At 57.3% G+C, this 25,851-nt stretch carries 24 protein-coding genes; 13 read left to right on the forward strand and 11 right to left on the reverse strand.

Going from position 1 to position 25,851, the window contains the following annotated elements:
* The first annotated feature begins 17 nt into the window (after positions 1-17).
* Positions 18-1,034, forward strand: coding sequence for an asparaginase (locus MHM37_RS04425; RefSeq protein WP_239295978.1), 1,017 nt, complete (start codon positions 18-20; stop codon positions 1,032-1,034).
* Here MHM37_RS04425 and MHM37_RS17170 read toward each other — a convergent pair.
* The 6 genes from MHM37_RS17170 to MHM37_RS04450 form a co-directional block, all read right to left on the reverse strand.
* A complete protein-coding gene (locus MHM37_RS17170) occupies positions 1,031-1,507 on the reverse strand; it encodes a DMT family transporter (RefSeq protein WP_343218242.1) in 477 nt (158 codons plus the stop codon). The two genes, MHM37_RS04425 and MHM37_RS17170, sit on opposite strands and share 4 nt — an antisense overlap.
* 39 nt (positions 1,508-1,546) lie before the next feature.
* Positions 1,547-1,897, reverse strand: coding sequence for a DMT family transporter (locus MHM37_RS17175; protein ID WP_343218243.1), 351 nt, complete (start codon positions 1,895-1,897; stop codon positions 1,547-1,549).
* 90 nt (positions 1,898-1,987) lie between these two features.
* On the reverse strand, positions 1,988-3,217 hold the full coding sequence (locus MHM37_RS04435; protein WP_239295977.1) for a spore maturation protein: 1,230 nt from the start codon (positions 3,215-3,217) through the stop codon (positions 1,988-1,990).
* A 75-nt stretch (positions 3,218-3,292) separates the two neighbouring features.
* Entirely contained in the window at positions 3,293-4,225 is a 933-nt protein-coding gene (locus tag MHM37_RS04440) for a lysine exporter LysO family protein (protein ID WP_239295976.1), read from the reverse strand.
* Positions 4,226-4,870, reverse strand: coding sequence for a hypothetical protein (locus MHM37_RS04445; RefSeq protein WP_239296056.1), 645 nt, complete (start codon positions 4,868-4,870; stop codon positions 4,226-4,228).
* A gap of 155 nt (positions 4,871-5,025) precedes the next feature.
* A complete protein-coding gene (locus MHM37_RS04450; protein WP_239295975.1) occupies positions 5,026-5,961 on the reverse strand; it encodes a glyoxylate/hydroxypyruvate reductase A in 936 nt (311 codons plus the stop codon).
* 312 nt (positions 5,962-6,273) lie between these two features.
* Here MHM37_RS04450 and doeA point away from each other — a divergent pair, with 312 nt between their 5' ends.
* The 5 genes from doeA to MHM37_RS04475 all read left to right on the forward strand — a co-directional run bounded on the left by doeA (position 6,274) and on the right by MHM37_RS04475 (position 12,353).
* Positions 6,274-7,473: an ectoine hydrolase DoeA gene (doeA, locus tag MHM37_RS04455; protein ID WP_139526462.1), complete on the forward strand. Its 1,200-nt coding sequence runs from the start codon at positions 6,274-6,276 to the stop codon at positions 7,471-7,473.
* Positions 7,474-7,499: 26 nt separating this feature from the next.
* Positions 7,500-8,531: a N(2)-acetyl-L-2,4-diaminobutanoate deacetylase DoeB gene (gene doeB / locus MHM37_RS04460; protein ID WP_139526463.1), complete on the forward strand. Its 1,032-nt coding sequence runs from the start codon at positions 7,500-7,502 to the stop codon at positions 8,529-8,531.
* Positions 8,532-8,539: 8 nt separating this feature from the next.
* Positions 8,540-9,016 carry an Lrp/AsnC family transcriptional regulator gene (locus MHM37_RS04465; RefSeq protein ID WP_139526464.1) on the forward strand — a complete coding sequence of 159 codons (477 nt, stop codon included), beginning with the start codon at positions 8,540-8,542 and terminating at the stop codon, positions 9,014-9,016.
* Positions 9,017-9,237: 221 nt separating this feature from the next.
* Entirely contained in the window at positions 9,238-10,734 is a 1,497-nt protein-coding gene (locus tag MHM37_RS04470) for an NAD-dependent succinate-semialdehyde dehydrogenase (protein ID WP_239295974.1), read from the forward strand.
* A gap of 185 nt (positions 10,735-10,919) precedes the next feature.
* Positions 10,920-12,353, forward strand: a complete 1,434-nt coding sequence (locus MHM37_RS04475) for an aspartate aminotransferase family protein (RefSeq protein WP_239295973.1) — start codon at positions 10,920-10,922, stop codon at positions 12,351-12,353.
* Positions 12,354-12,433: 80 nt separating this feature from the next.
* On the opposite strand, the gene MHM37_RS04480 is transcribed toward MHM37_RS04475, so the two are convergent.
* The 3 genes from MHM37_RS04480 to MHM37_RS04490 all read right to left on the reverse strand — a co-directional run bounded on the left by MHM37_RS04480 (position 12,434) and on the right by MHM37_RS04490 (position 16,544).
* A complete protein-coding gene (locus MHM37_RS04480; RefSeq protein ID WP_239295972.1) occupies positions 12,434-14,389 on the reverse strand; it encodes a TonB-dependent receptor in 1,956 nt (651 codons plus the stop codon).
* 83 nt (positions 14,390-14,472) lie between these two features.
* On the reverse strand, positions 14,473-15,858 hold the full coding sequence (locus MHM37_RS04485; protein ID WP_239295971.1) for a sensor histidine kinase: 1,386 nt from the start codon (positions 15,856-15,858) through the stop codon (positions 14,473-14,475).
* On the reverse strand, positions 15,855-16,544 hold the full coding sequence (locus MHM37_RS04490) for a response regulator transcription factor (RefSeq protein ID WP_239295970.1): 690 nt from the start codon (positions 16,542-16,544) through the stop codon (positions 15,855-15,857). Before MHM37_RS04490 ends, MHM37_RS04485 begins: the two co-directional genes overlap by 4 nt.
* Before the next feature lie 192 nt (positions 16,545-16,736).
* Between MHM37_RS04490 and MHM37_RS04495 the strand changes: the two genes are divergently transcribed.
* From MHM37_RS04495 to MHM37_RS04525, 7 genes are all read left to right on the forward strand, one after another.
* A complete protein-coding gene (locus MHM37_RS04495) occupies positions 16,737-17,414 on the forward strand; it encodes a haloacid dehalogenase type II (RefSeq protein WP_153842564.1) in 678 nt (225 codons plus the stop codon).
* A 63-nt stretch (positions 17,415-17,477) separates the two neighbouring features.
* Entirely contained in the window at positions 17,478-17,828 is a 351-nt protein-coding gene (locus MHM37_RS04500; protein WP_139526471.1) for an antibiotic biosynthesis monooxygenase, read from the forward strand.
* A 51-nt stretch (positions 17,829-17,879) separates the two neighbouring features.
* Positions 17,880-18,347 carry an S-ribosylhomocysteine lyase gene (locus tag MHM37_RS04505; protein WP_239295969.1) on the forward strand — a complete coding sequence of 156 codons (468 nt, stop codon included), beginning with the start codon at positions 17,880-17,882 and terminating at the stop codon, positions 18,345-18,347.
* A gap of 405 nt (positions 18,348-18,752) precedes the next feature.
* The gene (locus MHM37_RS04510) at positions 18,753-19,328 is read left to right on the forward strand and encodes a TetR/AcrR family transcriptional regulator (RefSeq protein ID WP_219861618.1); all 576 of its coding nucleotides are present in this window, start codon (positions 18,753-18,755) and stop codon (positions 19,326-19,328) included.
* 317 nt (positions 19,329-19,645) lie between these two features.
* Positions 19,646-21,574 (forward strand): diguanylate cyclase, encoded by a 1,929-nt coding sequence (locus tag MHM37_RS04515; RefSeq protein WP_239295967.1) that lies wholly within the window; start codon positions 19,646-19,648, stop codon positions 21,572-21,574.
* 97 nt (positions 21,575-21,671) lie between these two features.
* Positions 21,672-22,709: a CNNM domain-containing protein gene (locus MHM37_RS04520; protein WP_139526475.1), complete on the forward strand. Its 1,038-nt coding sequence runs from the start codon at positions 21,672-21,674 to the stop codon at positions 22,707-22,709.
* Between the two features lie 102 nt (positions 22,710-22,811).
* Positions 22,812-23,462, forward strand: coding sequence for a peroxiredoxin (locus MHM37_RS04525; protein WP_239295966.1), 651 nt, complete (start codon positions 22,812-22,814; stop codon positions 23,460-23,462).
* A gap of 74 nt (positions 23,463-23,536) precedes the next feature.
* Here MHM37_RS04525 and MHM37_RS04530 read toward each other — a convergent pair whose 3' ends face one another.
* On the reverse strand, positions 23,537-24,805 hold the full coding sequence (locus tag MHM37_RS04530; RefSeq protein ID WP_239295965.1) for a PAS domain-containing methyl-accepting chemotaxis protein: 1,269 nt from the start codon (positions 24,803-24,805) through the stop codon (positions 23,537-23,539).
* 134 nt (positions 24,806-24,939) lie between these two features.
* Positions 24,940-25,581, reverse strand: coding sequence for a DUF3047 domain-containing protein (locus tag MHM37_RS04535; protein WP_239295964.1), 642 nt, complete (start codon positions 25,579-25,581; stop codon positions 24,940-24,942).
* Positions 25,582-25,851 lie beyond the last annotated feature (270 nt).

The following is a 25,851-nucleotide window of genomic DNA, read 5'->3' on the forward strand; positions in this document are numbered from 1 at the left end:
GCTCATAAGGAGAACCCATGCCCCGCGTCCTCATCCTCTATACGGGCGGCACCATCGGTATGCAACCCTCGCCCCAAGGGTATGTGCCCAGCGCGGGGCTGGCCGAGCGCTTGGCGGCGCACTTGGCCGTAGGTGATCCTTATCGGCTGCCTGTCTTCGAGGTGGTTGAAATACAGCCACTGATCGACAGCGCTGAGCTGATGCCCGAGGCGTGGAATCGTCTCGTGGCAGCGCTAGAGAGTCACTGGCAGGCTTACGATGCCTTCGTGATTTTGCATGGCACCGATACCATGGCCTACAGCACTGCGGCGCTGTCGTTCATGCTCGGTGCGATTAACAAGCCGGTGCTCTTCACCGGCTCCCAAATTCCGCTGGGTGAGCCAAGAAGTGACGCGCTGAACAACGTGGTCAGCGCATTACAGCTAGCGGCTCATCCGGCAACGCCCTGCGAAGTGAGCCTGCTCTTCCATGACCGGCTGCTGCGCGGCAATCGCGCCCGTAAGGTGCGCACGCAAGGTCTGGATGCCTTCGATTCTCCCAATTTCCCCTGGCTGGCCGAGATCGGCATTGACATCACCTTTCCCCAGCCCTCGGCGCTGCTCAGTGGGGAGCCTAACTTTGCTCCCCTTCAGCTAGACGATGAAGCGGTGGCGGTACTGCCGCTGCATCCAGGAATGTCGCTACGGCGCGCTAAAGCGCTGTTGGAAGACGCCGCGCTAAAAGGGCTTGTGCTGCATAGCTACGGCGTGGGCAACCCGCCGAGTTTTGACGGCGAGCTGCTGGATGCTTTAAAAGCCGCCAATGAGAGGGGCGTGGCACTGCTTAACGTGACTCAGTGCGCCCAAGGGGAAGTCGTGCAAGGCGCTTACGCCACGGGGGCGGCGCTTAACCAGGCTGGCGTGATTGCCGGAGGCGACATCACCCTGGAAGCCGCGGTGGCGAAACTTACCGTGCTGATTGGCCAGGAGCTTTCGGGGCCAGCGCTGCGTAGGGCGCTAAGTGCGCCCCTAAGTGGCGAAGCGATGGCCCGTTAGCGGGACGTCACGCTCAGCGCGGTCACTGTGAATAAGATAATTCCCATGCCGAGCATCTGAATCATCTCCAAGCTTTCTCCCAGCACCGCCACCCCAAACAGCGTGGCGGTCACGGGCTCGACCATTGCCACCATCGACGCCATTGCCGGGGCCGCGTGCCTGATCCCCATCACGTAGAGCAAGAAGGATAAGCCCGCGCCTAAAATACCCAGCGCCACAAACAGCGGAAGCTGTGGCGCGCTGACCACGCTGAGTGTCTGAGAGAGGTCGGCGGGCACGAGCAGAACGATGACCAGCACCGTAAAGGCAATCGAAAGCACGGCGGAAGGACTGCCATGGGGGGCGGCGTACTTGAAGCCAAAAATGAACAGCGCATAGGAAAGCCCCGCCAGCAGCCCCGTGGCGACGCCCATCAGCGACAGATCGCCTGCGCCAATGGCGTACAGCTTGGTTAGTAGCACCACGCCGACCATGATCAGCGCGATGGCCAGCCACTTAACGGCCGTAGGACGCTAAAGCTTCAGCACAAACGAGGCCAGATAGACAAACACCGGGGCGCAGTACATTAATGTCGCCGCCACCGCCACGTTGCCGTACTCAATACTCAGAAAATAAAACGTGAAGTTGCCCGCAACCCCTAAGCCTGCCACCACTGACCAGAACCACAGCGAATGGCTGGCCAAGCCACGGCCGCCCCGCTGCACCAACAGCCACAGCAGTGCAAAGATAAGCCCAACGAAACCACGATAAAATGAGACGACGGTGGCATCCCAGCCGCTGTCTAATAAGATGCCCGCGATGCCTCCGGAAATCCCCCAGAAGAGTGCCGCGAGCGCAATCCATAGCGTGCTGGCGCCTGGCATGTGTCACCTTTCGTCCGTGAATGGTATGACGTGGCTTTGAAAGGTAGATGCCGAACATTCAGAACGAAAGCGCTAGGCTCGCTTCTTAACTTAACCAAAGAACCAATAGCATACGAAAACGGCGGTGGTGATGCCTGCCGCGTCGGCTATCAACGCGCAGCCAAGACCATGACGAATGCGTGTAATGCCCACCGCGCCGAAGTAAACCGCCAGCACGTAAAACGTGGTTTCGGTGCTGCCTTGGAAGGTCGCGGCCAGTAGCCCAGGAAAGCTATCGACCCCAAAGGTGTTCATGGTTTCGATCATCATGGCACGGGAGCCACTGCCAGAAAGCGGTTTCACAAAGGCGGTGGGCAGCGCATCCACGAAGCGGGTATCCCAGCCAATGCCCTCCACCAGCCAGCGGATACCGCCAAGCCCGGCATCCAGCACGCCGCTGGCGCGCAGCACACCCACCGCGACCAGCATGGCAATCAGGTAGGGCAGTAGGGTGATGGTAAAGCTCAGGCCCTCTTTAGCCCCTTCGATAAAAGCGTCGTACACCTTGACGCCGCGTAGCGCCCCAACCATCAAGAACAGTATCACGATGCTAAATAGCGTTAGGTTACCGACCAGAGTAGACGCCGCCGCCAGTGCCTGGGCGGACATCCCGGCGAGTGTGGTCATCAGCAGGCCCAGCGCGAGTGCTGCGGCTAACAGGTAGGCCAACACCACCGGTTGCCATAGTTTCAGGCGCTGCATGATCGCCACGGCTATCAGCCCTGCCAGACTGGAGGCGCTTGTCGCCAACAGGATCGGTAAAAAGACCAGCGTTGGCTCGTCCGCCCCTTGCTGGGCACGGTACATGAAGATCGTGACGGGCAGCAGGGTCAGCGACGAGGTGTTCAGCACCAGAAACAGAATTTGCGCATTGCTGGCTGTATCGCGGCTGGGGTTCAGGGTTTGCAGCGAGTGCATCGCCTTGATGCCAATCGGCGTCGCAGCGTTGTCCAGCCCCAGAATGTTGGCGGCAAAGTTCATGCTGATCAGCCCCATGGCGGGGTGGCCGCGGGGCACCTCGGGCATCAATCGGCAGAACAGCGGGTCGAGCACTCGCCCCAGCAGGCGTATCAAGCCCGCCTTTTCGGCAATGGCCAGAAACCCCAGCCACAGCGTCATGGTGCCCAGCAGCACCAGAATGATATCGACGCTGACCTTCGCCATATCGAACAGCGACTGCACTAGGCGGGCAAACACCTCGCTGTCGCCACCCACCAGCCACTGCCAAAGCGATGCCGCAAAGGCGGCAATGAAAAAACTTAACCAAATTCCGTTGAGCATGGCGGGTGGGCGTCCTTGGTGATGAATAAAGCAGAGCACTTGCTGCGTATCCTACCCAAGGAGCGCCCGTACGCGCTAACCCGACAGCGAAAGAAAAAACAGTATCAGCGGAGGCGACAGCAGCGACAGGATAAAACCGCTAACCACCGCGATCGGCACGCAGGCCACGCCGCCGTGTTGTTGTATGATGGGCAAGGTGAAGTCCATGGAGGTGGCCCCGCCGTAGCCAATTGCCAGTGCGGTGTGGCGGTGAATGACCAAGGGAATCAAAATGAACGCCAGCAGCTCGCGGGTGAGGTCGTTGAAGAACGCCACGCCGCCCATCAAAGGGCCGAGCTGGTCGCCAATCAGGATGGCCGACAGCGAGTACCATCCAAACCCAGAAGCCAGGGCCAATCCTTCGTTCCAGCTCAGCGAGAGCAGCGGCGCGGCGGCCAGTCCCGCCAGCAGCGAGCTCAGCGCCAGCGTGATGGCAATGGCAAGCCCCAAGCGGTTTAGCAAAATCTGCTTCAACGGCATGCCGGAGTTGCGTAACTGGCAGCCAATCAACGCCAGCAGCAGATAGAGCACCCACTCCGCCAGCCGGTCAGCCGTGGTGAATAGCGCCTCGCCAACCCTAGGCCCCAGCAGCAGACCTGCAGTGACACCCGCGGCGACCACTCCCACTAACATTAACGAGCCCTGCATCGCGGCGAGTTTACTGGTGGGGGCATCTTTCACCACTGGCGAGCCGCCCGCGCTGAGTCGTACCCGCCGTGACAGCCACCATAGCGCCGCTAGGTTAAATAGGGTGGTCATGCTAAACAGCAGCAGGGCATTGCCCCCCAAACGGGAGAGCTGGCTGCCTAGGTTGTCGAGACCGGCAAGGCTGATGCCCATCAACAGCAGGATCACATATACCGAGCCGCTAACGGCTCGGTTGATCAGGTTGAGTAAAGTTGATGAGCCAACGCGTACCAAGTAGCCCAAAAACAGCGGCAGTAAAACGATCAATAGGCCAGACAGCATTTAGGGCGCGTTATCCTCGGCAGGGGTGAACTGGGTCATGGTGAGCGTCGTTTGTCGGCGCCCCTCTTTTTCATAGGTGGCTGAGAGGATGAGCCCCGGCCAGTCAGGATGGAAGTTGATCAGCAAATGCCGATCGGGCTTTTCAGCATCGATCAGCGTGACCTGCTTGGCGTCGAACTCACCGGCAGGCACACGGGCTGTAGTGGGCTCGTTCACGAAGTACTGGAAGTGTTCGTCGCGCCCACGGTGATCCACGAAGTCGATATCGCAGGGGTTGCTCTCGGTGCAGCCTTCTGTGCCAGCCCTGCGGGAGAGGTCGAACAGGGCGGCTTGACGATCGATGGAGGGAATGTCGTCTTGGTTGAGCTGATAGCTGTCGCCGACGCCGAAGAGAGAGTAGCTGCTGTTATAAAGCAAAGAGTGTGTGTCGCCATCATCGATGTAGAAACGACTGCGCTCGTTACCTCGGGCGACGGCAATGGAGAAACTCATGTCGCTCAGCCAATGCGAGCCTTCATGCGTGAGCGTATGGGTAATGTTGGCGCTCGGCCAGCCGCGAATGTCAAGCCGGTACTGCGCCTCGAATGGCTGAGGAGAGGCCAAGGAAGCGCTGTCATCGGCAAGCGCGGCGGCGCTGTTCGTCATCAGCGCGGCAGTCAGTGTAGCGCCCATTAGGCCGTGCCGTGTGTTACGAGCGAATGTGTATTGCAAAGGCTCTCCCTCCCTACAGTGTGTCGTCCTAAGAGCCTTTAGCAAGCGCTTGGTTCCTTGGGTGAGTATAGCGAGCGGGCTACTTGCCGTCAGTAGCCCAGCTTGGGATCGACGGTGGCGACCGGCTCTCCTGCATCGAAGGCATGCAGGTAGGAGATGACCTGGTCGATGGCATCGTTCAGCGGTGTGGGGGCCGCCATGTGAGGCGTGACGATGACCTTGGGGTGTCGCCATAGCGGATGGTCAGCGGGCAAGGGTTCTTTATCGAACACATCCAGTAGCGCGCCGCGCAGATGGCCTGAACGCTCGTCCTGACCCAACGCATCGAGCAGCGCCTGTTCGTCGATCAGGCTACCGCGACCTGGATTGATGACACTGGCCCCTTTAGGCAGTTGGGCCAGCCGCTCGCCGTCGAGAATGTGCCGGGTTGCCGCGGTGTCAGGCAAGATCGTCACCACGCTTTGTACTTGGCTCAACAGCTCGTTCAGACCCTCATCGCCATGTAAGCAGCGCACACCGTTGATGTGCTTGGGCGTTCGGCTCCAGCCCAAAACGGGGAAGCCTGCTTGCTGGAGTGCACTGGCGACGTAGCTACCGATGGCGCCCAGCCCTAATACGCCGACTGGCCAGTTTGCTTTATCCGGCACTGTCTGGGGCTGCCAACAAGCGCTGGATTGTTGCGCAGCGTAACGATCCATACTGCGATAAAAATACAGCACGCCGTAGAGCACGTAGTCGGCCATCAGCTCGCTCATCCCGGCATCACGCAATTTGACGATGGGCACGTCTTTGGGTAGTTCAGGCGTCTTGAGCAAATGATCGACGCCGGCTCCCAGGTTGATAATTCCCTTCAGCTGGGTTTGTTCCTCGAAGAGATGCGCGGGCGCTTTCCACACCGCGAGGTAATCGGCATTGGCGCGCTCACTAGGGGGAGCGTCGCTCGTCACGACGTCCGCGTGGGGTAGCGCTTGGGCAATGGCGTTCTGCCACTGGGCCGCGTCGTCGATATGCACGACAATTTTCATATGATCTCCTCGTTATCTAGCCAATGCCGTCATTCACTATCATGGGTGAGAGTCTTACGAGTTCGCAACCCGTAGAGCGCCTTGTGCCAAGGAGTAAGAGCGCTGTTAACACCTCGATGTATACAACGTTAACGGCATATGAAATTTTTGTCATAAAGGTTTTGACCGGCAACCAAGGGTGGGTGCTAGTATCGGCTTAAGACGACATTGGCGGGCCAACAGCGGCGGTGGCCAGGTCGATCCTGTGGCCCAGTGCGGCATGTCCTTGCGGCTCGCGCTGGTTCTTAGTGATCTTTGATGGCGAGTTGCCCGATGACTGAGGTTTCCCTGCCTTTCACTCGTGAAGAGTATGCAAACCGCCTTTGGAAGGTGCGTACCGAAATGGCCGTTCGCGGCATCGATGTACTGATCGTCAGCGATCCCTCCAACATGGCGTGGCTAACCGGCTACGATGGCTGGTCGTTTTATGTTCACCAGTGTGTATTGGTAGGGCTGGAAGGCGAGCCGGTGTGGTTTGGGCGACGTATGGATGCCAACGGCGCGCTGCGCACCTGTTGGATTCATCCAGACAACATTACCTACTACCCGGATTATTACGTCCAGAACCCCGACATGCACCCGATGGAGTATTTGGCGCAGTCGATCATGCCCGACCGCGGTTGGCACACCGGCGTGGTGGGTATGGAGATGGATAACTACTACTTCTCTGCTAAAGCCTACCAAAGCCTGCTCAAGGAGCTGCCCCACGCACGCTTCATGGATGCTAATGCACTGGTCAACTGGTGCCGGGCGATCAAGTCACCGCAAGAAGTCGCCTATATGCGCGTGGCGGCCAAAATCGTCGAAGGTATGCACTCACGCATTCTAGAGGTGATCGAGCCAGGACTGCCAAAGAGCAAGCTGGTGTCTGAAATCTATCGCGTCGGTATCGAAGGCTTCGTGGACGAGAACGGCAAGGTGTTTGGTGGTGACTATCCGGCCATCGTACCGATGCTGCCCACCGGTAAAGACGCCGCTGCTCCACACTTGACCTGGGACGACACGCCTTTTCGCAGCGGTGAGGGCACCTTCTTCGAAATTGCCGGGGTGTTCAAACGCTACCATGCCCCCATGTCCCGGACCGTGTTTCTCGGCACGCCGCCCACCGACTTCATCCGCGCCGAGTCGGCCTTGCTGGAAGGCATCGAGCACGGCTTGGCGGTGGCCAAACCCGGTAACCGCACGGCCGATATCGCCATGGCGCTGGGCGCGGCGATGGACAAGTACGGCTTTGACCGCGGCGGCGCACGCTGTGGCTACCCCATCGGTATCTCCTACCCCCCCGACTGGGGCGAGCGCACCATGAGCCTGCGCCCGTCGGACGAAACGATTCTGCAGCCCGGTATGACGTTCCACTTCATGCCAGGCCTGTGGGTCGATGACTGGGGGCTGGAAATTACCGAAAGCATATTGATTACCGAAGACGGCTGCGAAACGCTGGCAAACTTCCCCCGCCAGCTGTTCGTCAAGTAGCTGCGTGACAACACAAGGGACACACAATGACGCTTCAACCGAACTCACTGCGCCCAAGCCCTATTGCTGCCACCGTTGATTTCGACGCCGACGGCGTTCAGCACGGCTTTTTAAAACTGCCGATCTCCACCGATGAGTCGGCCTGGGGCGCGGTGATGATTCCCGTCACGGTGGTGAAAAACGGCGAAGGCCCTACGGCGCTGTTGACGGGGGGCAACCACGGCGATGAGTACGAGGGAATTACCTCCCTACTCAAGCTCTCTTCGACGCTCAAAGCAGAGGACGTGACCGGCCGCGTCATCATCGTGCCCTGCATGAACACCCCGGCGGTCATGGCAGGCAAGCGTACCTCCCCGATGGACAAGGGCAACCTGAATCGCAGCTTTCCCGGTGACCCCAACGGCACGGTGACTTCGCAAATTGCCGACTACTTCACCCGCGTACTGGTGCCCATGAGCGATGTGGTGCTCGATCTGCACTCCGGCGGCCGCACGCTGGATATCCTGCCGTTTGGTGCCTCTCATGTGTTGGATGACAAACAGCAGCAGCAGGCCGCCTTGGAAGGTGCCAAGGCCTTTGGTGCGCCTTACGCCATGGTGATGTTTGAGCTGGATGCCGAAAAGCTGTTCGACACTGCCTGCGAGCGCCAGGGCAAAGTGTTTGTAGCCACTGAGCTGGGCGGCGGCGGCACCTCTACACCGCAAAGCATCGCCATTGCCGAGCGTGGCGTACGCAACTTCTTGATTCATTACGGCCTAGTAGCGGGTGATGTTGAGATGCCCGAAGGTGGGCAGATGTACCTCGATATGCCCGATGCCAGCTGCTACGTGCAGAGCCAACACTCCGGCGTGTTGGAACTGTTAGTGGCCCTGGGGGATGAAGTGAAGAAGGGTCAAACCATCGCCTATGTCTACGACATGACCCGCAGCGGCACGGCTCCGGTGGCCTACCAAGCTGAGCGTGACGGCATTCTCATGGCTCGCCGTGCGCCGTCACTGATCAATATGGGGGATACCCTGGCGGTGATCGCCGATGTTGTCGAACGCCTGGAGGCGTAGCCCCCGGCATGATGAAACTGGACCGTTTTGATCTCAAAATCCTTGATATCCTCTCTCGGGATGGGCGAATCACCAAATCCAAACTGGCCGAGGCGATTAACCTGTCCGTTAGCCCCTGCTGGGAACGGGTGAAGCGCCTTGAAAAGGCTGGGGTGATCGAGGGCTACACCGCGCGAATCAATGCCGACGTGTTGGTACCGCGCAACCCGGTATGGGTGCAGATCGAACTCAAACAGCACAATGCCGACAGCTTTGCCCGCTTCGAAGCCCTGGTGATGCAAACCCCCGAAGTGACCGAGTGCGTGGCCGTCGGCGGCGGGGTGGATTATCTGGTCAAGTTCGAGGCCCGCAGCATCGACAGCTATCAGCGCCTAATGGATAAGTGGCTGGTCTCCGAGGCGGGCATCGAGCGTTACTTCACCTATATCGTGACGAAAACGGTCAAGCATCAGCCCATCGGCATCGATACCAGCGCCGCACTATAGCTACGTTTATGGGCTGCCAAAAAAAACCGATTTAAATCGTCCTGCCACAAAAAAAGTGCCGGAAATCTCCGGCGCTTTCGAAAACACTTCGTGATGGTTCTCCCTTACGCTAGGCACATAGATTCCACACGGCCTTAACCGCCGTTAATGGCTCTTTCGATGTACACGGTGTGTCGCCGTTGGCTGGCTTCACCGTACTGGCTGCACCTGGGGAGATACTCATGACCACACTATCCACCACGCTCGTGAAACGTCTGGAAGATCCGCGCCTGTTTCGGCAGTACGCCTATGTGAATGGCAAATGGACCCATGGCGAGGGTGGCCGCGAAGAAGCGGTGGTTGACCCCGCGACGAATGAGGCCATTGGTCATATTCCTCTGCTAGAGGCGGCTCAAATCACCGCGGCGGTGGACGCAGCGGAAGCGGCCTTCGTCCACTGGCGCGCCCTGCGCGCCGATGAGCGTTGCGAACGCCTGCTGGCGTGGTACGACCTGATTCAAGCCAACCGTGAAGACCTGGCCACTATCATGACGCTGGAGCAGGGTAAACCGCTGCCGGATGCTCGTGGTGAGGTGGAGTACGGTGCCAGCTTCGTGCGTTGGTTCGCCGAAGAGGGCAAACGCACCTACGGCGAAACCATCCCAAGCCACATTCCCAATGCATCGCTCGGCACCATCAAGGAGCCGGTGGGCATTGCGGCGATGATCACACCCTGGAACTTCCCGCTGGCGATGATCACCCGTAAAGCCGCCGCTGCGCTGGCCGCAGGCTGCCCGGTGATCGTGAAGCCCGCCAACGAGACGCCTTTTTCGGCACTGGCGCTGGCCGAGCTTGCCGAGCGTGCGGGCATTCCGGAGGGTATCTTCAACGTGGTGTTGGGTGACCCTGCGGAAGTCTCCAAGATTTTATGCAGCGAACCGCGCATTCGTGCGCTCTCGTTCACCGGCTCCACCCGCGTGGGCCGCCTGCTCATCGAACAGAGCGCCAATACGGTAAAACGTCTTTCGCTGGAGCTGGGTGGCAACGCGCCGTTCATCGTTGGACCGGATATGGACCCCAAAGAAGCCGCCTATGCGGCGGTGGCCGCGAAGTTCCAAACCGCCGGGCAGGATTGCCTAGCCGCTAACCGGATACTGGTACACGAATCCATTCACGATGAGTTCGTGGCCCAGTTCACCGAGCGCATGGCGGCACTCACCGTGGGCAACGGCCTGCACGGCGAAGTGGATCTTGGCCCTCTGATTCACCGCCAAGCGGTCGAAAAAGCGGCTGCGATTGTCGATGATGCGATCTCGAAAGGTGCCACGATGATCGCGGGTGACCAAAGCCAAGCGCCGGGCGATAACTTCTTCATGCCGGTGCTGCTGACCGGTGTGACGCCGCAAATGAAAGTATGGCAGGAAGAGAACTTTGCCCCCGTGGCCGGCATTACCGCTTATAGTAGCGACGACGAAGTGATCGAGATGGCCAACGACACCGAATATGGTTTGGCTGCGTATATCTATACCCACGATATTCGCCGCATCTGGAAGCTGATGCGCGCGCTGGAGTACGGCATGGTGAGCGTCAACTCGGTGAAGATGACCGGCCCGCCCGTGCCTTTCGGCGGCGTCAAACAGTCCGGCCTTGGCCGTGAAGGTGGCGCGACGGGCATCGATGAGTACCTGGAAACGAAGTACTACTGCCTGGGGGCGCTGGGTTCCGTATCGGGTAGTTAAATATCGCCATTGTGCATGGCTGGATAGGGGCACACGAACACGCTGTAGACCCATCCCTGGGCGCTCGGCTTTTTCATCCCTGAAAAAGACGGTTCGCTTAGCCCCTATCCAGCCCCGCTGGCCCCAGTACTATTGAATTGAAGCCTTTCTAATATGTGAAAGGCGTATCGTACAGAGAGAACGTTATGAGCTTGCATCAGGACCTGATCGAACGCGACCGCAAAGTCACCTTCCACGCCTCTACCCATTTGCGTGATTTCGCCCATGGCGATGCGCCGGGCCGCGTGATTACCGGCGGTAAAGGCATCCACATCGTGGATAAAGATGGCCGTGAGTTCATCGACGGTTTTGCGGGCCTTTACTGCGTCAACATCGGTTATGGCCGCACCGAAGTGGCGGAAGCGATTTACAAGCAGGCGCTTGAGCTTTCCTACTACCACACCTACGTCGGCCACTCCAACGAGCCGCAAATCGAGCTGTCCGAGCGCGTATTGAAAATCGCGGGCCTCAACATGTCCAAGGTTTACTACGGCATGTCCGGCTCTGACGCCAACGAAACCCAGCTCAAGATCGTGCGCTACTACAACAACGTGCTGGGCCGCCCGCAGAAGAAAAAGGTCATCTCGCGCATGCGCGGCTACCACGGCTCAGGCATCGCGTCTGGCTCGCTGACTGGTCTGAAGGCGTTCCACGACCACTTCGACCTGCCCATCGATACCATTCGCCATACCGAAGCGCCGCACTACTACCTGCGTGCCGCCGAACAACACGGCATGACCGAGCTCGAATTCTCCGCCTACTGCGCGGACAAGCTCGAAGCGATGATTCTGGAAGAGGGACCGGACACCGTGGCCGCCTTCATCGGCGAGCCGGTGCTGGGCACCGGTGGTATCGTGCCGCCGCCAGAAGGCTACTGGGAAGCGATTCAGCCGGTGCTGGACAAGTACGACGTGCTGCTGATCGCCGACGAAGTGGTGTGTGGTTTTGGCCGTACCGGCTCCGACTTCGGTAGCCACCACTACAACATGAAGCCAGACCTGATCACCATCGCCAAAGGCCTGACCAGCGCCTACCAGCCGCTGTCGGGTGTCATCGTCGGCGACAAGGTATGGAAAGTGCTGGAGCAGGGTACCGGCGAATATGGCCCCATCGGCCACGGCTGGACCTATTCCGGCCACGCCTTGGGCTGTGCCGCTGGCCTGGCGAACCTGGATATCATCGAGCGCGAAAACTTGGTGGGCAACGCAGCAGAAACCGGCGCTTACTTCCAGCAGCAGCTGAAAGCGACCTTCGAAGGCCACCCGTTGCTGGGCGACGTGCGCGGCGTAGGCCTGATGGCGGCGCTGGAGTTTTCACCGGATGCCAAGCAGCGCCTGCACTTCGACCCCACGCTGAAAGTCGGCCCTCGGGTGGCGGCAGCGGCTATGGAAGAAAATCTGATTGCCCGCGCCATGCCCCAGGGCGACATTCTCGGCTTTGCACCGCCGCTGACCATCAACCGTGGTGAAGTGGACGAGATGATCGGCCGTGCCAAGCGCGCCATCGACCGCGTGACCGATGAGCTGGTGCGCGCGGGTGATCTGAAAACCGGCCAGCAGGAAGCCGCCTTCACGATTTAACGCCTGAACGCATAACTCGACCAACGACACTGCCCGCTTGCTGCGGGCAGTGTCGTTTCAGTACGTAGTGATCACTGGGATTAAAACCGGTAGTCGACGCCCAGGCGAACGTCGCGCCCGGGCTCGGCCAGCCCTACGATGCCCTCATAGCCTGGGAGGTGCTCGAAGTCAGCGTTGCTGGCATGGTCCAGATACTGCTTATCCAGCAAGTTGTTGACGGTTAGCGTGACCGCTAAGTCCTCGCTTTGGGTGGGAAGCCATCGGACATAGGCATCGTGTACGCCATACCCCGGTTTGCCAATGGTGCCCACCGAGGTCTCCAAGGCGCTAATGCCTTCGACGAACTGGCCACGCCAGCCCACCTGCCAGGCGCGATTGACTTGGTAGTCGACGTTTGCCGTCCAGGTATTGCCGATGGTGTTACCAATACCGTTGTACTCATAAACGGTCAGCGGCTGGCCATTCAGCTCGATATCATTGTGATGGAAGCTCAGCCCGGCGGACAGTGATGCCCACTGGTAATTCGCGCTGAGCACATAACCGTTGGATTCAAGATCGCCGACGTTCTGATACAGGGTAGGGCGGCCCAGGGGGTCGGCAATGACGTCATCGATGGTCGAACGGTACAGCTCCGCACTGAGTTGCCAAGGGCCCTGCTCGAAGCGCGCGGCGATTTCACTATTACGGGCCTGTTCGCCGCGAAGATCCGGGGCGTTGGCGGCGCCTTCGAGCTTGAACGCATCGTGGGCTTTCGGGCCGCGGAATGCGCGCGCATGGGCAGCGCTCAACGTGACGTGATCGGAGACCATCCATTCGGCGTCGATATTGGGGCTTATGTCGTCCTCGCGGTAAGAGAGGCCGCTATTATCGGTGAGGCGATAGCGGTCGTACCGGGCGCCGATCCCCAGCCGAACGTCATCGGTGAGCTGCAGGTCGTTTTGTACGAATATCCCGGCGATATCACCGCTTTCGCGTTCCTGTGTAGGGTTTTCCTCGTAACCTGCGGTGACCTCGTCATCCCGATAGTCGATGCCGTAAACGATACGGTGGCTGCCCACACGGCTCGTATTGGCAAGCGTCAGCCCGGTGGACTCGGATTCGCCGAAATAACGTCCCCAGCGGTCCGCGACGTTTTGTTCCACATCGGCCGTGGTGTGGTACAGCGTGGCTTCCAGGTCGAGCCATGATTGCCCCTGCGGGCGCAGTTGGTAATTCAGCGTACTGGTTTGGCGCTCGGCATCCAGCGAGTACAGGCGATTGAAGCCGCTAACGACCCATTGAGGCCGCTGGGCCCGTTCGCCTTCGTCCTGACGAATCTCATGGCTGAGCGTAAAACGCTGTGTGCCGAAGTCCCCTAGCAGTTTCACTTGGCCCAACTGCTGATTGGCCTCGGTGCCGGCCTGTTCGCTGCCGTTGCCGTCTTCATAGCGTTGCTGGTCGCGTTCGACGAGAGTGCCCATGGCGCTCCACTGGTCGTTGACGCGACCAAACAGGGTGGTGCTCACGCGATAACTTTCTGGGTTGGTGCCCGCTCCCGCCGACAATAGCCCGCCCAAGTGCTCTCCATCACGCAGTAGATCATCGGGGTCTTTAGTGACAAAGCGAACGCTGCCGCCTAGGGCACCGGGGCCATCAGTGGCACGACCGGCCCCCGTGGTGACTTCGACGCGCTTGAGCAGGGCAGGATCTACACCAATACGGCCCGTATGGTGAAACAGGCTGCCGCTTTGTGCCGCGCCGTCGATGGTGACGTTCAACAGCGGGTCTTCGATGCCTCGCACGTAGAGCTTCTGTGCGATGCCGAGCGAGCCGCCCACGCTGATTTGTGGGTCTTGATTGAATAGATCGCCAAGATCGTCGGCTTGGTAGCGCTCCAGCGTCTCGGCTTCTACCACGCTGTCGCCATGGAGAGGCGCTTCCCCGACGACGTGAAGGGTATCCAGCAACGCTGGCGATTGAGCAAACGCGGTGCTGCTCATCAGAGTAGCGATGGTTAGCGTAAGAGGATGACGAAGAAAGCGAGCGGTTGGCTGCATGGTAACGAGTAGGCTCCCATATTTTTCTATTTGATTATTATTCTCGTTTGAGTGTGCGCGGCTGGCTACCGTTTTTACAACTGTTACAACTGATCGTGTGCGGGTAGGTCGATGCCTTGCTGGGCTGCATCTCTCGGCAGTGTGATGAGGTGTTCCAAACCACCCTCGGGGTGGTTACGTGTGACGATGTTGCCGTGCACGGCATGGATATGACGCAGTGCCAATGCAAGTCCTAGCCCCGTGCCTTCTGGGCGGCATCGGCGTGCATCGGCTGTGCGATAGAAGGGGGTAAACAAGTGCGGTAACTGCGAGGCCTCGACGCCTGGACCGTTATCGCGCAGGGTTAGCCGATAGCCGCGCGGCTGGGGGGTCAGAGACAGTGTCACTGTGGGCGGCGGTGACGTAGCCAACGAATAGTGGCAGGCGTTGCGTAATAGATTCTCCAGCGCCTGTCCCAATGCGCGCTGGCTAGAGTGGTACAGCAGAGCGCTCTCCGGCAGCGACACGCTCCAGCGGTGATCGGGGTACTCGAAACGCGCGTCGTCCAACAAAGCGTCCAGTAGGTCGACCAGATCAAAGGTGTCGGTACCCAAAACCGGTGTCTCATGGCTCAGCCAAGCAAGCGTTAGGGCATCATTGACTAACTGGCGCATCTGCTGACTTTCCTGCTCCAGGCGAGCGACGGACGAAGGCGAGCTAGCGCCTGCTTTCATATGCTCGATCGCCAAGCCAAGGCGTGTCAGCGGCGCGCGAATTTCATGGGAGAGATCGGCCAAAAGCTGCCGCTGGGCAGCGATGGTCGCTTGGGTTTTGCTGGCCATGCCGTCGAATCGGAGCATGAGCTCGCCTAACTCGTCGTCACGGGGCATCGTGCTCGGTGATGGATGAGGCTGACCGTCGCTGATGGCCTGCGTGGCATCGCGCAGGTAGCGCAGCGGCCCGCTAATGTGTCGATACAGCAGCCAGCCAATGGCTAACAGCGTCAGAAGCGGGATAACACCATTGACGAGCCAAATGACGCTTCTCAAGTGGCTACCCGGGCGCATGCGCTGGGGCAGGGTAATTAAAAAGTGACGGTGGCCGCCTTCGAAGGTGATGTCCATGATGGGATTGTCGGGAAAATAGAGATGAATCGGCCACTCGATCAGCCGGCCCAACCGATAACCCTCTCGAAACTGTTCGGAGAGCGTGCCCCCAGCCACTGGCGTTACGCTGGAGGTAACCACCGCTGCCCAGGTGTTCTCCTGGGCTTGCAGTGCGTCTAGCCAGTCGGCGAGTGCAGCGTCGTCGCCCTCGCGGTAAAGGGCTTCGGTAGTCTCGCCCCAGCTTGCCAGAGTGCGTTGGTGGTGTGGGGCAATCACGCTCATTTGGCGCTCTGCCCATTTCTCGAGCAGTGACGTCGAGACCACTAACGCAATGCCACCGGTCGCCACGATGCCGCACAGCTTCCATAGCAATCGCTGTCTCATTGCAAGCAGTACCCTTTGCCGTGCTGAGTTTGCAGCCTTAGCGCGTCGAACCCGGCACCGCTGAGCTTACGACGAACGCGGCTGACGTGCATATCCAGGCTACGGTCATAGGGGCTGTACTCCCGCTGAAACAGGCGATGATAAAGATACGTCTTGCTCAGCGTTTGGCCTCGGTGATGGGCCAACAACCACAGTAAACGAAACTGTAGTGGGGTAATCTCGACGGCTTGCCCTGCCACTTTGATCTCTGTGCGAGAGGCGTCAAGGGAGAGGTCATCCACCTGCAAGCACTGCGCTTGGGCAGCGGGTGGTGGGGCCGAGCGACGCAGCAATGCGTCGATACGCAGCGCCAATTCGAGCGGGTGGAAGGGCTTGGCCAAATAGTCATCCGCGCCGTGCTGTAGCCCTTTGATGCGCTCTTCTTCGGCCCCGCACGCGCTCAGCATTAAAACGGGCAGGGAGAACCTGTCACGCAGCACTGCGAGTAGCTCCAAGCCGCTCATGCCCGGCAGTCGGACGTCCAGTAGCAGCAGATGGATATCGATTTCCTGTAAACATCGAAAACCGCTGTCGGCATCCAGGCAGTGAGTAACGCGGTAGTTACGCTGGCTGAGCAGCGTGATCAACTGCTCACCAAGGATAGGGTCATCGTCGATCAATAAGAGGTGGTGAGGAGCAGGCATCATGAACCATAAAGAGCATTGTTCTAGCGAATGATAATAATGATTGTTTGCATTACTGTTGGCAAGTAATGAAACGAACACCGCAAGGCGAGGTCTCTTTTCACGACCAAATGAGATGTCATGCTAATGGAGGTTTTCGGCCAGCCCGCTAAGCTTAACGTCATAAAGCCACCAATGTTTGAAAAGGAGCCTGTCATGCAACCGGTACTCGCTTTTGACGTATACGGCACGCTGATTGATACCCAAGGCGTGACGATCGAGCTGAAACGTCGCCTGCAAGATGCGCAGCAGGCGGGAGAGTTCGCCAAGCGCTGGCGGGAAAAACAGCTAGAGTACAGCTTTCGCCATGGGCTGATGGGCGCCTATGTGCCCTTTGCCGAGTGTACCCGCGAGGCGCTGGTATTTACCGACCGCGCGCTGCAAACCGGCCTGTCGGATAACGATCGTGACCACTTGATGGCGGTTTATGCTGAGCTGCCCGCTTTTCCCGATGTGGTGCCTGCGCTGGATCGACTGCGCGATGCCGGTATTCGCTGTGTGGCGTTTTCGAACGGTACCGAAGACGCCGTCAATCAGCTGTTGACGCGCGCCGGGGTGAAAAGTCACATGGACGCCGTGGTGAGTGTCGACGCCATCAAGCGCTTCAAGCCCGACCCCGCCGTTTACGCCTATCTTCGCACACGGTTAGAGACGCGGCCGGAAACCACATGGCTCATCTCCAGTAACCCGTTCGATGTGATTGGTGCCACCCATGCGGGCTTGCGCAGTGCCTGGGTACGTCGCCATTCGGATGCACCGTTCGACCCTTGGGGGATCGAACCCGATATGACGGTGCCCGAGTTGGAGACGTTGGCAGAACGCATGATGCGATAGGTTGGTATCCATCGCTATCGACCCCATAATGGGGGCAGCTTTCATTATCACGGGTAAGACGACATGTCGAAAAAAATCTACTGCATCGCAAGCTTCAAACCCAAAGCCGGTAAAGAGGAAGCCGTCTTCAAAGCGCTGCAGAGTCTAGAGCCCAATACGCATCGCGAAGATGCCTGCCTGCACTACACGGTGACCCGCCAAATCGATAACCCGTTTGCCCAGGGCACTAGCTATCCCATCGTGTTTCACGAGATTTGGGCCAGTCGTGAAGAGTTCGAGGCGCACTGCCAGCGCAAAGAAATTCAAGAGTTCTTCGCCCAGCACGTTGAGTCGCCCGACGGCGATATCGAAGACGCCAACGTGTGCGTCTACACCGATGAGCCGTGGAATTTTGATGCGCCCAAGGTGTCATGAGGGCACAACGTGTAGAATAGGCGACCAAAACCGAACGATGATGGAGCCCATATGACCGAGAAAAAGATGAACGTCGAAAGCTTTAACCTGGATCACACCAAGGTAAAAGCCCCCTACGTACGTTTGGCCGATATCAAAGAGGGCCAGAACGGCGACCGTATCCATAAATACGATCTGCGTATCTGCCAGCCTAACAAAGAGCACATGGAGATGCCTGCGCTGCACTCCCTGGAGCATTTGATGGCGGAAATGTCGCGCAATCACACGGATAAAGTGGTCGATATCAGCCCGATGGGCTGCCAGACCGGCTTTTACATCGCGCTGATCAACCACGATGATTACGACGATGTGCTGTCGATCATCGAGCAGACCCTCAACGACGTACTTACCGCCACCGAGGTGCCCGCTTGCAACGAAATGCAGTGCGGCTGGGCCGCCAGCCACAGCCTGGAAGGCGCCCAGGCGCTTGCCAAAGGTCTGCTGGCCAAGCGCAGTGAATGGACCGAGGTCTTTGCTTAAAACCCTGGCGTTAATCTAAAACGCCAAACGCCCCCTTAATTGGGGGCGTTTTGGTGTGGGGGCAGCGTCTTTGGTGCGTAGGCCAAGAGCCTCTTTAACACCCGATAGTGCGCATTACCCGCTTTTAACAAGGCTTCATTTTCGGTTGCTCTGCCTAGTCGCGTTGTGCATCTAGTTAACTAGCAAAGTCACTTGTTGCCTTACGGACCCAAACTTGTTTTCACATAAACGCCATCAAGCGTGGGGCGTCGATTAGCAGGGTAATGCCGTTACCTTAACAAAACTGCAACAGTTGTCGTAAAACGCGTGGCAGGGCGCCCGGCGCAAACGAGACCGCCCATGGTATATTAGGCCGCTAATGAGTCAGACAGGCAGTGGGGTAGATACATGGGTGTTGGAAGACCGATGCAGCATGAGCCAGAAGCCGCATTGAGCGCTGCTATGCAATCCTTTTGGCGTTCGGGCTACCATCATACATCGCTGCGCGATTTGCTGAGTGCCATGAACATTTCCCGCAGTAGCCTCTATCATGCCTATGGCAGTAAAGAAGCGCTTTTTACCGAAGCGCTGACACGTTACCGGGATCAGCTTTTGGGAGAGTTAGCGACATTGCTCGCTCAACAAGAGAGCGCTTGGCACTTTATCGACAGTTTATTGACACGCACTGCCGAGCAGGCAGAGAGCGAGCAAGCGGCGTTGGGCTGCTTGATATTCAACTCGGCCACTGAGTTGGGTAACGGTGACAGCGCAGAGGCCCAGGCGGCCAAGCAAAGTGTTCAGGCCATCACCGATTTCTTCGTTACGGTGATTGAACAAGCACAGCAAGAAGGCGCTATCTCTCCGGGACATGATGCAGGCAGCTTGGCGTACTTCTTGACGCTCTCTATGTCAGGGCTGCGGTTACTACTCAAAAGTGGTGTCAATCAACAGCAAGCGAAAGCGCAGGTCGAACATGTATTACGCACGCTGGCGAGTCGCTAAGGTGCACGTACTTGTGCATGTGCAGTACGCCTATCAGCGCAGCTAAATGTTTGATGAAGCATATAATAAAAAGTGTCCGCTTGGTTCTTTTGCTATTTCATTGCTCTTTAGGTTTTAGCCTAATTGCACACTGGTCGTATCACTCCTTGTGTTTCATCAATGTTAAAAATTATCAACTTTTTGAAGTAAGCATCTGAAAGTAATGGTGCTTAGAAAACGAGGCGTTTTACCAATTGACAGTGCTACCCTGGCGCGAGATAAAGTATAGCTAGCCTATGATGTGGGCAACTGGGTCGATGCCACCAGGGTATAACGTAATGCTCAACAAGCGCTGGCAACACATTCGTCACTATAAGTTGTCTCTTGACGTCGACACCGACGCACTGGATAAGCTCATTGCTTCCGTCGCAGACTTTTTCGAATTTCCCATTGCGCTGGTTTCCGTTCTGGGTCAGAAACAGTGGTTTATCGCCAAATCAGGGTTAGACGTAGATGTTACGTCGTTGGAGGATGCATTCTGCCGCCACGTGGTAGCTTTACGGGCTCCACTGGTGATCGAGGATGCCAGCCAACATCCTGATTTTTGCGATAACCCACTGGTGCTAGCAGCGCCGCACATACGCTTTTATGCGGGCGTGCCCCTCACGGCAGGCGGTCGCGAGGTAGGGGCCGTTTGCTTGATCGATAACCGACCCAATACCCTGTCTGAGAAAGACCTACGTTTCTTGGAGTCGTTGAGTTACTTCATTAGCGATTACATCTATCTTATCGATAAGCAAAGATCAGGCATCAGTAATAGTGATTTCGCCATGATGATCGAGTCTGCTGACGTGGGCGTTTGGGACTGGGAGATAGCCAACGATCACAGTGTATTCAATCAGCGTTGGTGTGAGATGCTGGGTCTGGAGTGCGATGAGGTGGAGAGTCGCTCCAGCTTCTGGAAACGTTTGATTCATCCGGAGGACTTCACGTCGGTCAATAACGCTATCCGGCGGCTCTTGGCGCAGGAGGACGGTGTATTGAACGTCGAGTATCGCATGCGTCATGCCGAGGGCCATTGGCTGTGGGTCAACTCCTATGGCCGGGTGGTGGCCAATGACAGCGCAGGGAGGCCGCTGCGTTTAACCTGCATCATGCGGGATGTTTCGGAGAAAAAGAGCGCCGAGCTTCGGGAGCGAAAGCAGGTGCAGCTACTCAACTTCATGAACCGCGCCCAGAGCGTTTTTCTTCGCGAAAAAGACATTCGCCACTCCTGTGAACTAATCTTCGATGAGCTGTTATATCTCGCAGAGAGCCAGTTTGGACTGATCGGCCAGGTGCAAGTGCGAAGCGACGGGGAGAAATCCCTGTTTATCCACGCCCTATCGAACATTAGCTGGAGCGAGGAGACCAATGAACAGTACCGGGCTTACCAACGGGGCGAACTGTTTTTCAACAATCTGGACAATTTGTTTGGCCACGTAGTGACCAGTGGTCATGTCGTGATTGCCAATCGCCCTCGTCAGCATCATGCATCTCGCGGTACGCCTGCCGGGCATCCTCCGCTACAGAGGTTTTTAGGGTTACCTATCAGAATTGCCGATGACACTGTCGGTATGATAGGGCTCGCCAATAAACAAGACGACTACACCGACGAGGACGCCCTCTTTTTTCAGCCACTTTTAGATACGTTAGGCGCCTTCTTTTACGCCTTGGAAGTGGAAAAGTCCCGCCATCATGCAGAACAGCAGCTACGTTATCTCGCTGAAACCGATATGTTGACGACATTGCCAAATCGGCGCGCTTTTGTGGAGCGCGCAATGGCCTTTTATTTACAAGCGAGGTTTACCTTTACTGTTGCTGTCATCGATATTGATTATTTCAAGTCGATCAACGATCAATACGGACATCAGGTAGGCGATGAGGTACTCAAAGAGGTGGCCAATCGTCTCAGCAACTCGCTACGTACGGATGACTTGGTCGCACGTATGGGCGGCGAGGAATTTGGCGTCTGCTTGTGCGACACCCACGACGCCCCAACGCTAGAGACACTTCGGCGAGGGATCGCCGAAAAGCCTGTTTTGACCAGTGAAGGGGCGGTGCATGTCACAGTGAGCATTGGCGCTTGCCAAGTGAGCCCCTGCGGGAGTGATGAACATTGGGAAGAGGATTTACGCCATGCCGATATGGCGCTGTATCTTGCCAAAAAAGAGGGACGCAATCGGGTGAGATGGCACATGCCGAGCATATCGACACATTTTACATAGGTGGGCTAGCAGTGCAGCAATGAATTGCCTAAGCTAATGATTGACAGCCCAATGTTGAGTCTCTATAAGGCTATTTCACCCACTACCAAGAGCTTCCATGTTCCTTCTCATCACGATTGCTACTCTTTCAATCGCGTTTTCCTTTCTGTGTTCCATCCTTGAGGCAGCGCTGCTGTCGATTACGCCGAGCTATATTGCCAAGCAAAAAGAAGACAATCCAAAGCTACATACCGCGCTGACCAAGTTAAAAACCAATATCGATAGGCCCCTGGCGGCGATTCTGACGCTCAATACGATTGCGCATACCGTCGGTGCCACGGCTGTCGGTGCCCAGGCGGCGGTGGTGTTCGGCGAGTCTTCCATTGCGATCGTGTCTGCGGTCATGACCATGTTGATTCTGATCCTTTCAGAGATCATCCCCAAAACGATTGGTGCGACCTACTGGCGTGGTTTGGCCCCTGTGTTACCAAAACTCCTCAATCCTATGATCGTAGGGTTACTACCGTTCATTTGGATGTCAGAGCAGATTACTCGCCGTCTAGGTAAATCTGAACATGACGTGGATTTGCGTGACGAAATCAAAGTATTGGCGCGGGTGGGGCTCGAAGAGGAGGTGTTGGATGCTGACGAATCACGCACCATCATCAACATGCTCAACCTGCACGATATTACGGTGAACAAGGCTATGACGCCACGCACCGTGTGTGAGACCGTGCCACCCAACATGACCGTCAGCGAGTTCGACGAGCAGTACGGAAAGGCGCCATTCACACGCTTTCCGGTGATGGATAACGGCGAGCAGGCGTTTGGCTATGTGCATAAATCGGATATGTACCACGCCGATGACACCAAGACGATGCGTGAATTGATGCATCCCATCGGCAGCGTCGACGTCTCCAATAATGTGGAGCAGGTCTTCACCTCCATGTTGAAAGATCACCTTCATATGCGCGTGGTCTACGATGAGCACGGTACCTTCGTGGGTCTGATCACCCTGGAGGACATTATCGAAACCATCCTGGGTCAAGATATCGTCGATGAGACCGATAGCGTGGCGAACTTGCGCCATTATGCAAAACAGCGCTGGGTCAAGCGGATCAAACGCGAAGAGAAAGAGGTAAAACCGGCCGAGTGAACGCTGCCATCATTTCATTGCTTTAGCACTAAACGTTCTATAGTGAAGGCGTTGAAAGTCATATATGGTATGAGAGCCACTTCACTTCAACGAGGAGCAACGATGTCATTACGTATCAATGCAGTCGTGCCTGATTTCGAAGCAGAGACGAGCCACGGGCCGATCCGCTTTCACGATTGGATCGGCGACAGCTGGGCGATTCTGTTCTCACACCCGAAAGATTTCACGCCGGTGTGCACCACGGAGTTCGGCGCCGTCGCAACGCTAAGTGCCGAGTGGGAGAAGCGTGGCACCAAGGTCATCGGTGTGTCCGTCGATGGTGTAGAGGATCACAAGCGCTGGGCGGGCGACATCGAAACCGTGAGTGGCAGCAGCGTCGGCTTCCCGATCATTGCCGACGAAGGTCTCAAGGTCTCCAAGCTGTTCGATATGCTGCCGGAAGATGCCTATCTGCCCGATGGCCGCACGCCCGCCGATAGCGCTACGGTGCGTTCGGTCTTCATCATCGGCCCGGACAAGCAGCTCAAGCTTTCCATGACCTACCCGATGACCGTTGGCCGTAACTTTGCGGAGATTTTGCGGGCGTTGGATGCGTTGCAAACCACTGCGAAGCATGGCATCGCCACCCCGGCGGATTGGACGGTCGGACAGGATGTCATCATTCCACCCAGTGTCTCCGACGAGGATGCCAAGCAGAAGTTTGGTGAGTTTGATGCCGTGCTGCCTTACCTGCGCAAGACCAAGCTGCGTTAAGCACGCCGATAGTACGTGTTAAAAGCCCCGTCAGCGCAAGCTGGCGGGGCTTTCGTGTTCATAGGGCGTCACCGTCATGCAGGTTCGAGCGTCAGGTGTTCGATGGAGTGAGAAACGCTTTGTGCCCCCTGAAGAATGTCGTTCACGATCGCCTCGATCTGCTGCACGCTGGTCTGGCTGGTTTGCCCCTGCTCCACGACCTGTTGCATCGCCTCAGTGGTGCGCAGCACCAGAGCGCTATTCTCTTTGAGCACTCGGGTGATCTCGTTGACGGCGTCGCTTGAGCCCCGGGCGAGCTGACGCACCTCGTTAGCCACGACCGCAAAGCCACGCCCTTGTTCACCCGCACGGGCGGCTTCCACGGCAGCATTGAGGGAAAGCAAGTTAGTTTGGCTGGCAATTTGAGCAATCGTGTTGGCCGTTTTGTTGATTTGCTCTGCCTGTTTGTTTAGGTCGCTAATCAGGCGCTGCGCGTCTCCCAGCGTGTGGCTGGCATGCTGAAAGTGAGAGAGGACGTTTCGCAGATGCTCGAGTCCCTCTTGCGCAATGCGCTGGGTCTGATGAGACGACACGCGGGCGCTTCCCACGGTCGCGCGAGCGGCTTCGGATGCTTCCATGGCACGGGTAATGTCCGTGGCGAATTTCACCACCTTCACCACCTTGCCATCACCGTCCACGATGGGGTTGTACGTGGCTTCCAGCCATACCACGCGACCCTTTGCGTTCAAGCGCATGAACTTGCCTTGCTTGAACTCACCGTTGGCGAGCTGTTTCCAGAAGTCTGGGCGCTGCTGGTAGAACTCCTTCGTACAAAACATACGGTGATGCTTGCCACGAATGTCACCTAGCGAATAGCCCATGGCCTGCTCGAAGTTACGGTTAGCATCCAAGATGTAACCGTCTGGGGTAAATTCGATGACTGCCATAGAGCTATCCAGCGCCTGTAAAATCGCGCGTTCACGGGCGGCGCGCTGGTGTTTATCGGTGACGTCAGTGGCCACTTTGAACACCTGTACGACCTTGCCACGACGATTTTTAATAGGGACATAAGTGGCCTCTAGCCACACTTCCTCACCGTGGGCATTGATGCGCCGGAAACGACCTTGCTGACGCTCTCCTGCGGCGAGTGCTTCCCAGAAGGTGGCATAGGCTGCGCTCTGAGTATCTTCTGGATAGCAGAAAAGACGGTGATGCTGACCTTTGATCTCTGCCAGAGAGTATCCCACCGTTTCCAGAAACTGCGGGCTGGCATCTTGAATGATGCCTGCGGGAGTGAAGTAAATGCAGGCCGTATGTTGCGCCATGGCGCCGCGCAAGTTATCAGAGGAGAAGGGGCTAAGCATGGAGCAGACTCTCAATCACGTTATTATAAATGCGCTAAGAGTAGACCAGTTTCTTATAGAAAACATTGTTTTGTATCAGTGCGACACAAAATGTCACATGGGTAGCGTTATGTATCTGTTTTAACATATGTTGACTAGTATGGACAGGTAGGTGGGGTAGCATCGGCGGAGAAGCCCAAGTGGGTGAACCAAGCTATTGCGCTGCCGCCAGCGTTATCGCCGTCGCTCATTAAAGCGATGCCGTGAATCTCATCGGGCGCGCTGCCGAACAGGGCGCGATAGTCGGCGCGCACGTCGCGTACTTCCGCCTGCCACTGGCCTACGTTGTGTTCGCCGCTTTGCAGTGCCAGAAGCTGAGCGCGGTCAGTAAACGCATTGGACCAATGAGCTCCCTGCGGTTGCTCAGACGCCCAAACGTAATTCACGGATTCCACTTGCCAGGGCAATAGGCCTGTTTTTCGGGCAACGTATACTCTTGCGGGGTAGTCGTCGCCCGCTTTGGTCGTTTCGTCAAGTCCCGGGTAGGTAGTGCTAACTTGCCAGCACCAGTGCAGATACGGTGTGGCGTTTAGGTCGATGGTTCGCTCAAGATAGCGAGCGGAAGCCTGCCCCAAGGCGTCTGCTTGAAGCACGCGCTGGCCGGATTTTTCCACCACGCGATAGCGCGTTTCCCCAGCGAAGCTGCGCGTTGGCCATGTCATGATGCGCTCTGGTGTAAAGCGTACTTCTTGCGCCGAGGCGTGATGAGTGATGTTAACGCTGATTAAGAACGTCATGATGAGACATGGCCAAGACGTGCCGCACATACCGTTCTGATGCTTTCTTTTCGTTGTCATAGTGGTCATCTCTCTAACTGCGCGCAGGGTGTCGCTTTTTGGCACGTTAACCTACGATTGACGCCTGCTCGCGAACCCAGTCGTGCTTCGAGTGCTCTCGAAGACATCGCCATGTGAGGTTACACTGACTCGCCAATGGGGTGACCTAGACGCCCGTTTCCTTACAGACGTCGTCAGCGGTTATCTCACCTTTTTATATGACATATCGAG

The sequence above is a fragment of the Halomonas sp. MMH1-48 genome (genome assembly GCF_022348105.1).
In the GTDB taxonomy this organism is placed as follows: Bacteria; Pseudomonadota; Gammaproteobacteria; order Pseudomonadales; family Halomonadaceae; genus Vreelandella; species Vreelandella piezotolerans.

Bases quoted from the DNA above. Each gene is read 5' to 3' on its own strand.
- MHM37_RS04530 (WP_239295965.1), bottom strand. From the start codon at position 24,805: ATGCTTAGCCCCTTCTCCTCTGATAACTTGCGCGGCGCCATGGCGCAA.
- MHM37_RS04465 (WP_139526464.1), top strand. From the start codon at position 8,540: ATGATGAAACTGGACCGTTTTGATCTCAAAATCCTTGATATCCTCTCT.
- MHM37_RS04450 (WP_239295975.1), bottom strand. From the start codon at position 5,961: ATGAAAATTGTCGTGCATATCGACGACGCGGCCCAGTGGCAGAACGCC.
- MHM37_RS04425 (WP_239295978.1), top strand. From the start codon at position 18: ATGCCCCGCGTCCTCATCCTCTATACGGGCGGCACCATCGGTATGCAA.
- MHM37_RS04435 (WP_239295977.1), bottom strand. From the start codon at position 3,217: ATGCTCAACGGAATTTGGTTAAGTTTTTTCATTGCCGCCTTTGCGGCA.
- MHM37_RS04440 (WP_239295976.1), bottom strand. From the start codon at position 4,225: ATGCTGTCTGGCCTATTGATCGTTTTACTGCCGCTGTTTTTGGGCTAC.
- MHM37_RS04525 (WP_239295966.1), top strand. From the start codon at position 22,812: ATGTCATTACGTATCAATGCAGTCGTGCCTGATTTCGAAGCAGAGACG.
- MHM37_RS04510 (WP_219861618.1), top strand. From the start codon at position 18,753: ATGCAGCATGAGCCAGAAGCCGCATTGAGCGCTGCTATGCAATCCTTT.
- MHM37_RS04520 (WP_139526475.1), top strand. From the start codon at position 21,672: ATGTTCCTTCTCATCACGATTGCTACTCTTTCAATCGCGTTTTCCTTT.
- MHM37_RS04480 (WP_239295972.1), bottom strand. From the start codon at position 14,389: ATGCAGCCAACCGCTCGCTTTCTTCGTCATCCTCTTACGCTAACCATC.
- MHM37_RS04475 (WP_239295973.1), top strand. From the start codon at position 10,920: ATGAGCTTGCATCAGGACCTGATCGAACGCGACCGCAAAGTCACCTTC.
- MHM37_RS04490 (WP_239295970.1), bottom strand. From the start codon at position 16,544: ATGATGCCTGCTCCTCACCACCTCTTATTGATCGACGATGACCCTATC.
- MHM37_RS04495 (WP_153842564.1), top strand. From the start codon at position 16,737: ATGCAACCGGTACTCGCTTTTGACGTATACGGCACGCTGATTGATACC.
- MHM37_RS17170 (WP_343218242.1), bottom strand. From the start codon at position 1,507: ATGGTCGGCGTGGTGCTACTAACCAAGCTGTACGCCATTGGCGCAGGC.
- MHM37_RS17175 (WP_343218243.1), bottom strand. From the start codon at position 1,897: ATGCCAGGCGCCAGCACGCTATGGATTGCGCTCGCGGCACTCTTCTGG.
- doeA (WP_139526462.1), top strand. From the start codon at position 6,274: ATGACTGAGGTTTCCCTGCCTTTCACTCGTGAAGAGTATGCAAACCGC.
- MHM37_RS04470 (WP_239295974.1), top strand. From the start codon at position 9,238: ATGACCACACTATCCACCACGCTCGTGAAACGTCTGGAAGATCCGCGC.
- MHM37_RS04445 (WP_239296056.1), bottom strand. From the start codon at position 4,870: ATGACGAACAGCGCCGCCGCGCTTGCCGATGACAGCGCTTCCTTGGCC.
- MHM37_RS04505 (WP_239295969.1), top strand. From the start codon at position 17,880: ATGACCGAGAAAAAGATGAACGTCGAAAGCTTTAACCTGGATCACACC.
- MHM37_RS04485 (WP_239295971.1), bottom strand. From the start codon at position 15,858: ATGAGACAGCGATTGCTATGGAAGCTGTGCGGCATCGTGGCGACCGGT.
- MHM37_RS04535 (WP_239295964.1), bottom strand. From the start codon at position 25,581: ATGACGTTCTTAATCAGCGTTAACATCACTCATCACGCCTCGGCGCAA.
- MHM37_RS04500 (WP_139526471.1), top strand. From the start codon at position 17,478: ATGTCGAAAAAAATCTACTGCATCGCAAGCTTCAAACCCAAAGCCGGT.
- doeB (WP_139526463.1), top strand. From the start codon at position 7,500: ATGACGCTTCAACCGAACTCACTGCGCCCAAGCCCTATTGCTGCCACC.
- MHM37_RS04515 (WP_239295967.1), top strand. From the start codon at position 19,646: ATGCTCAACAAGCGCTGGCAACACATTCGTCACTATAAGTTGTCTCTT.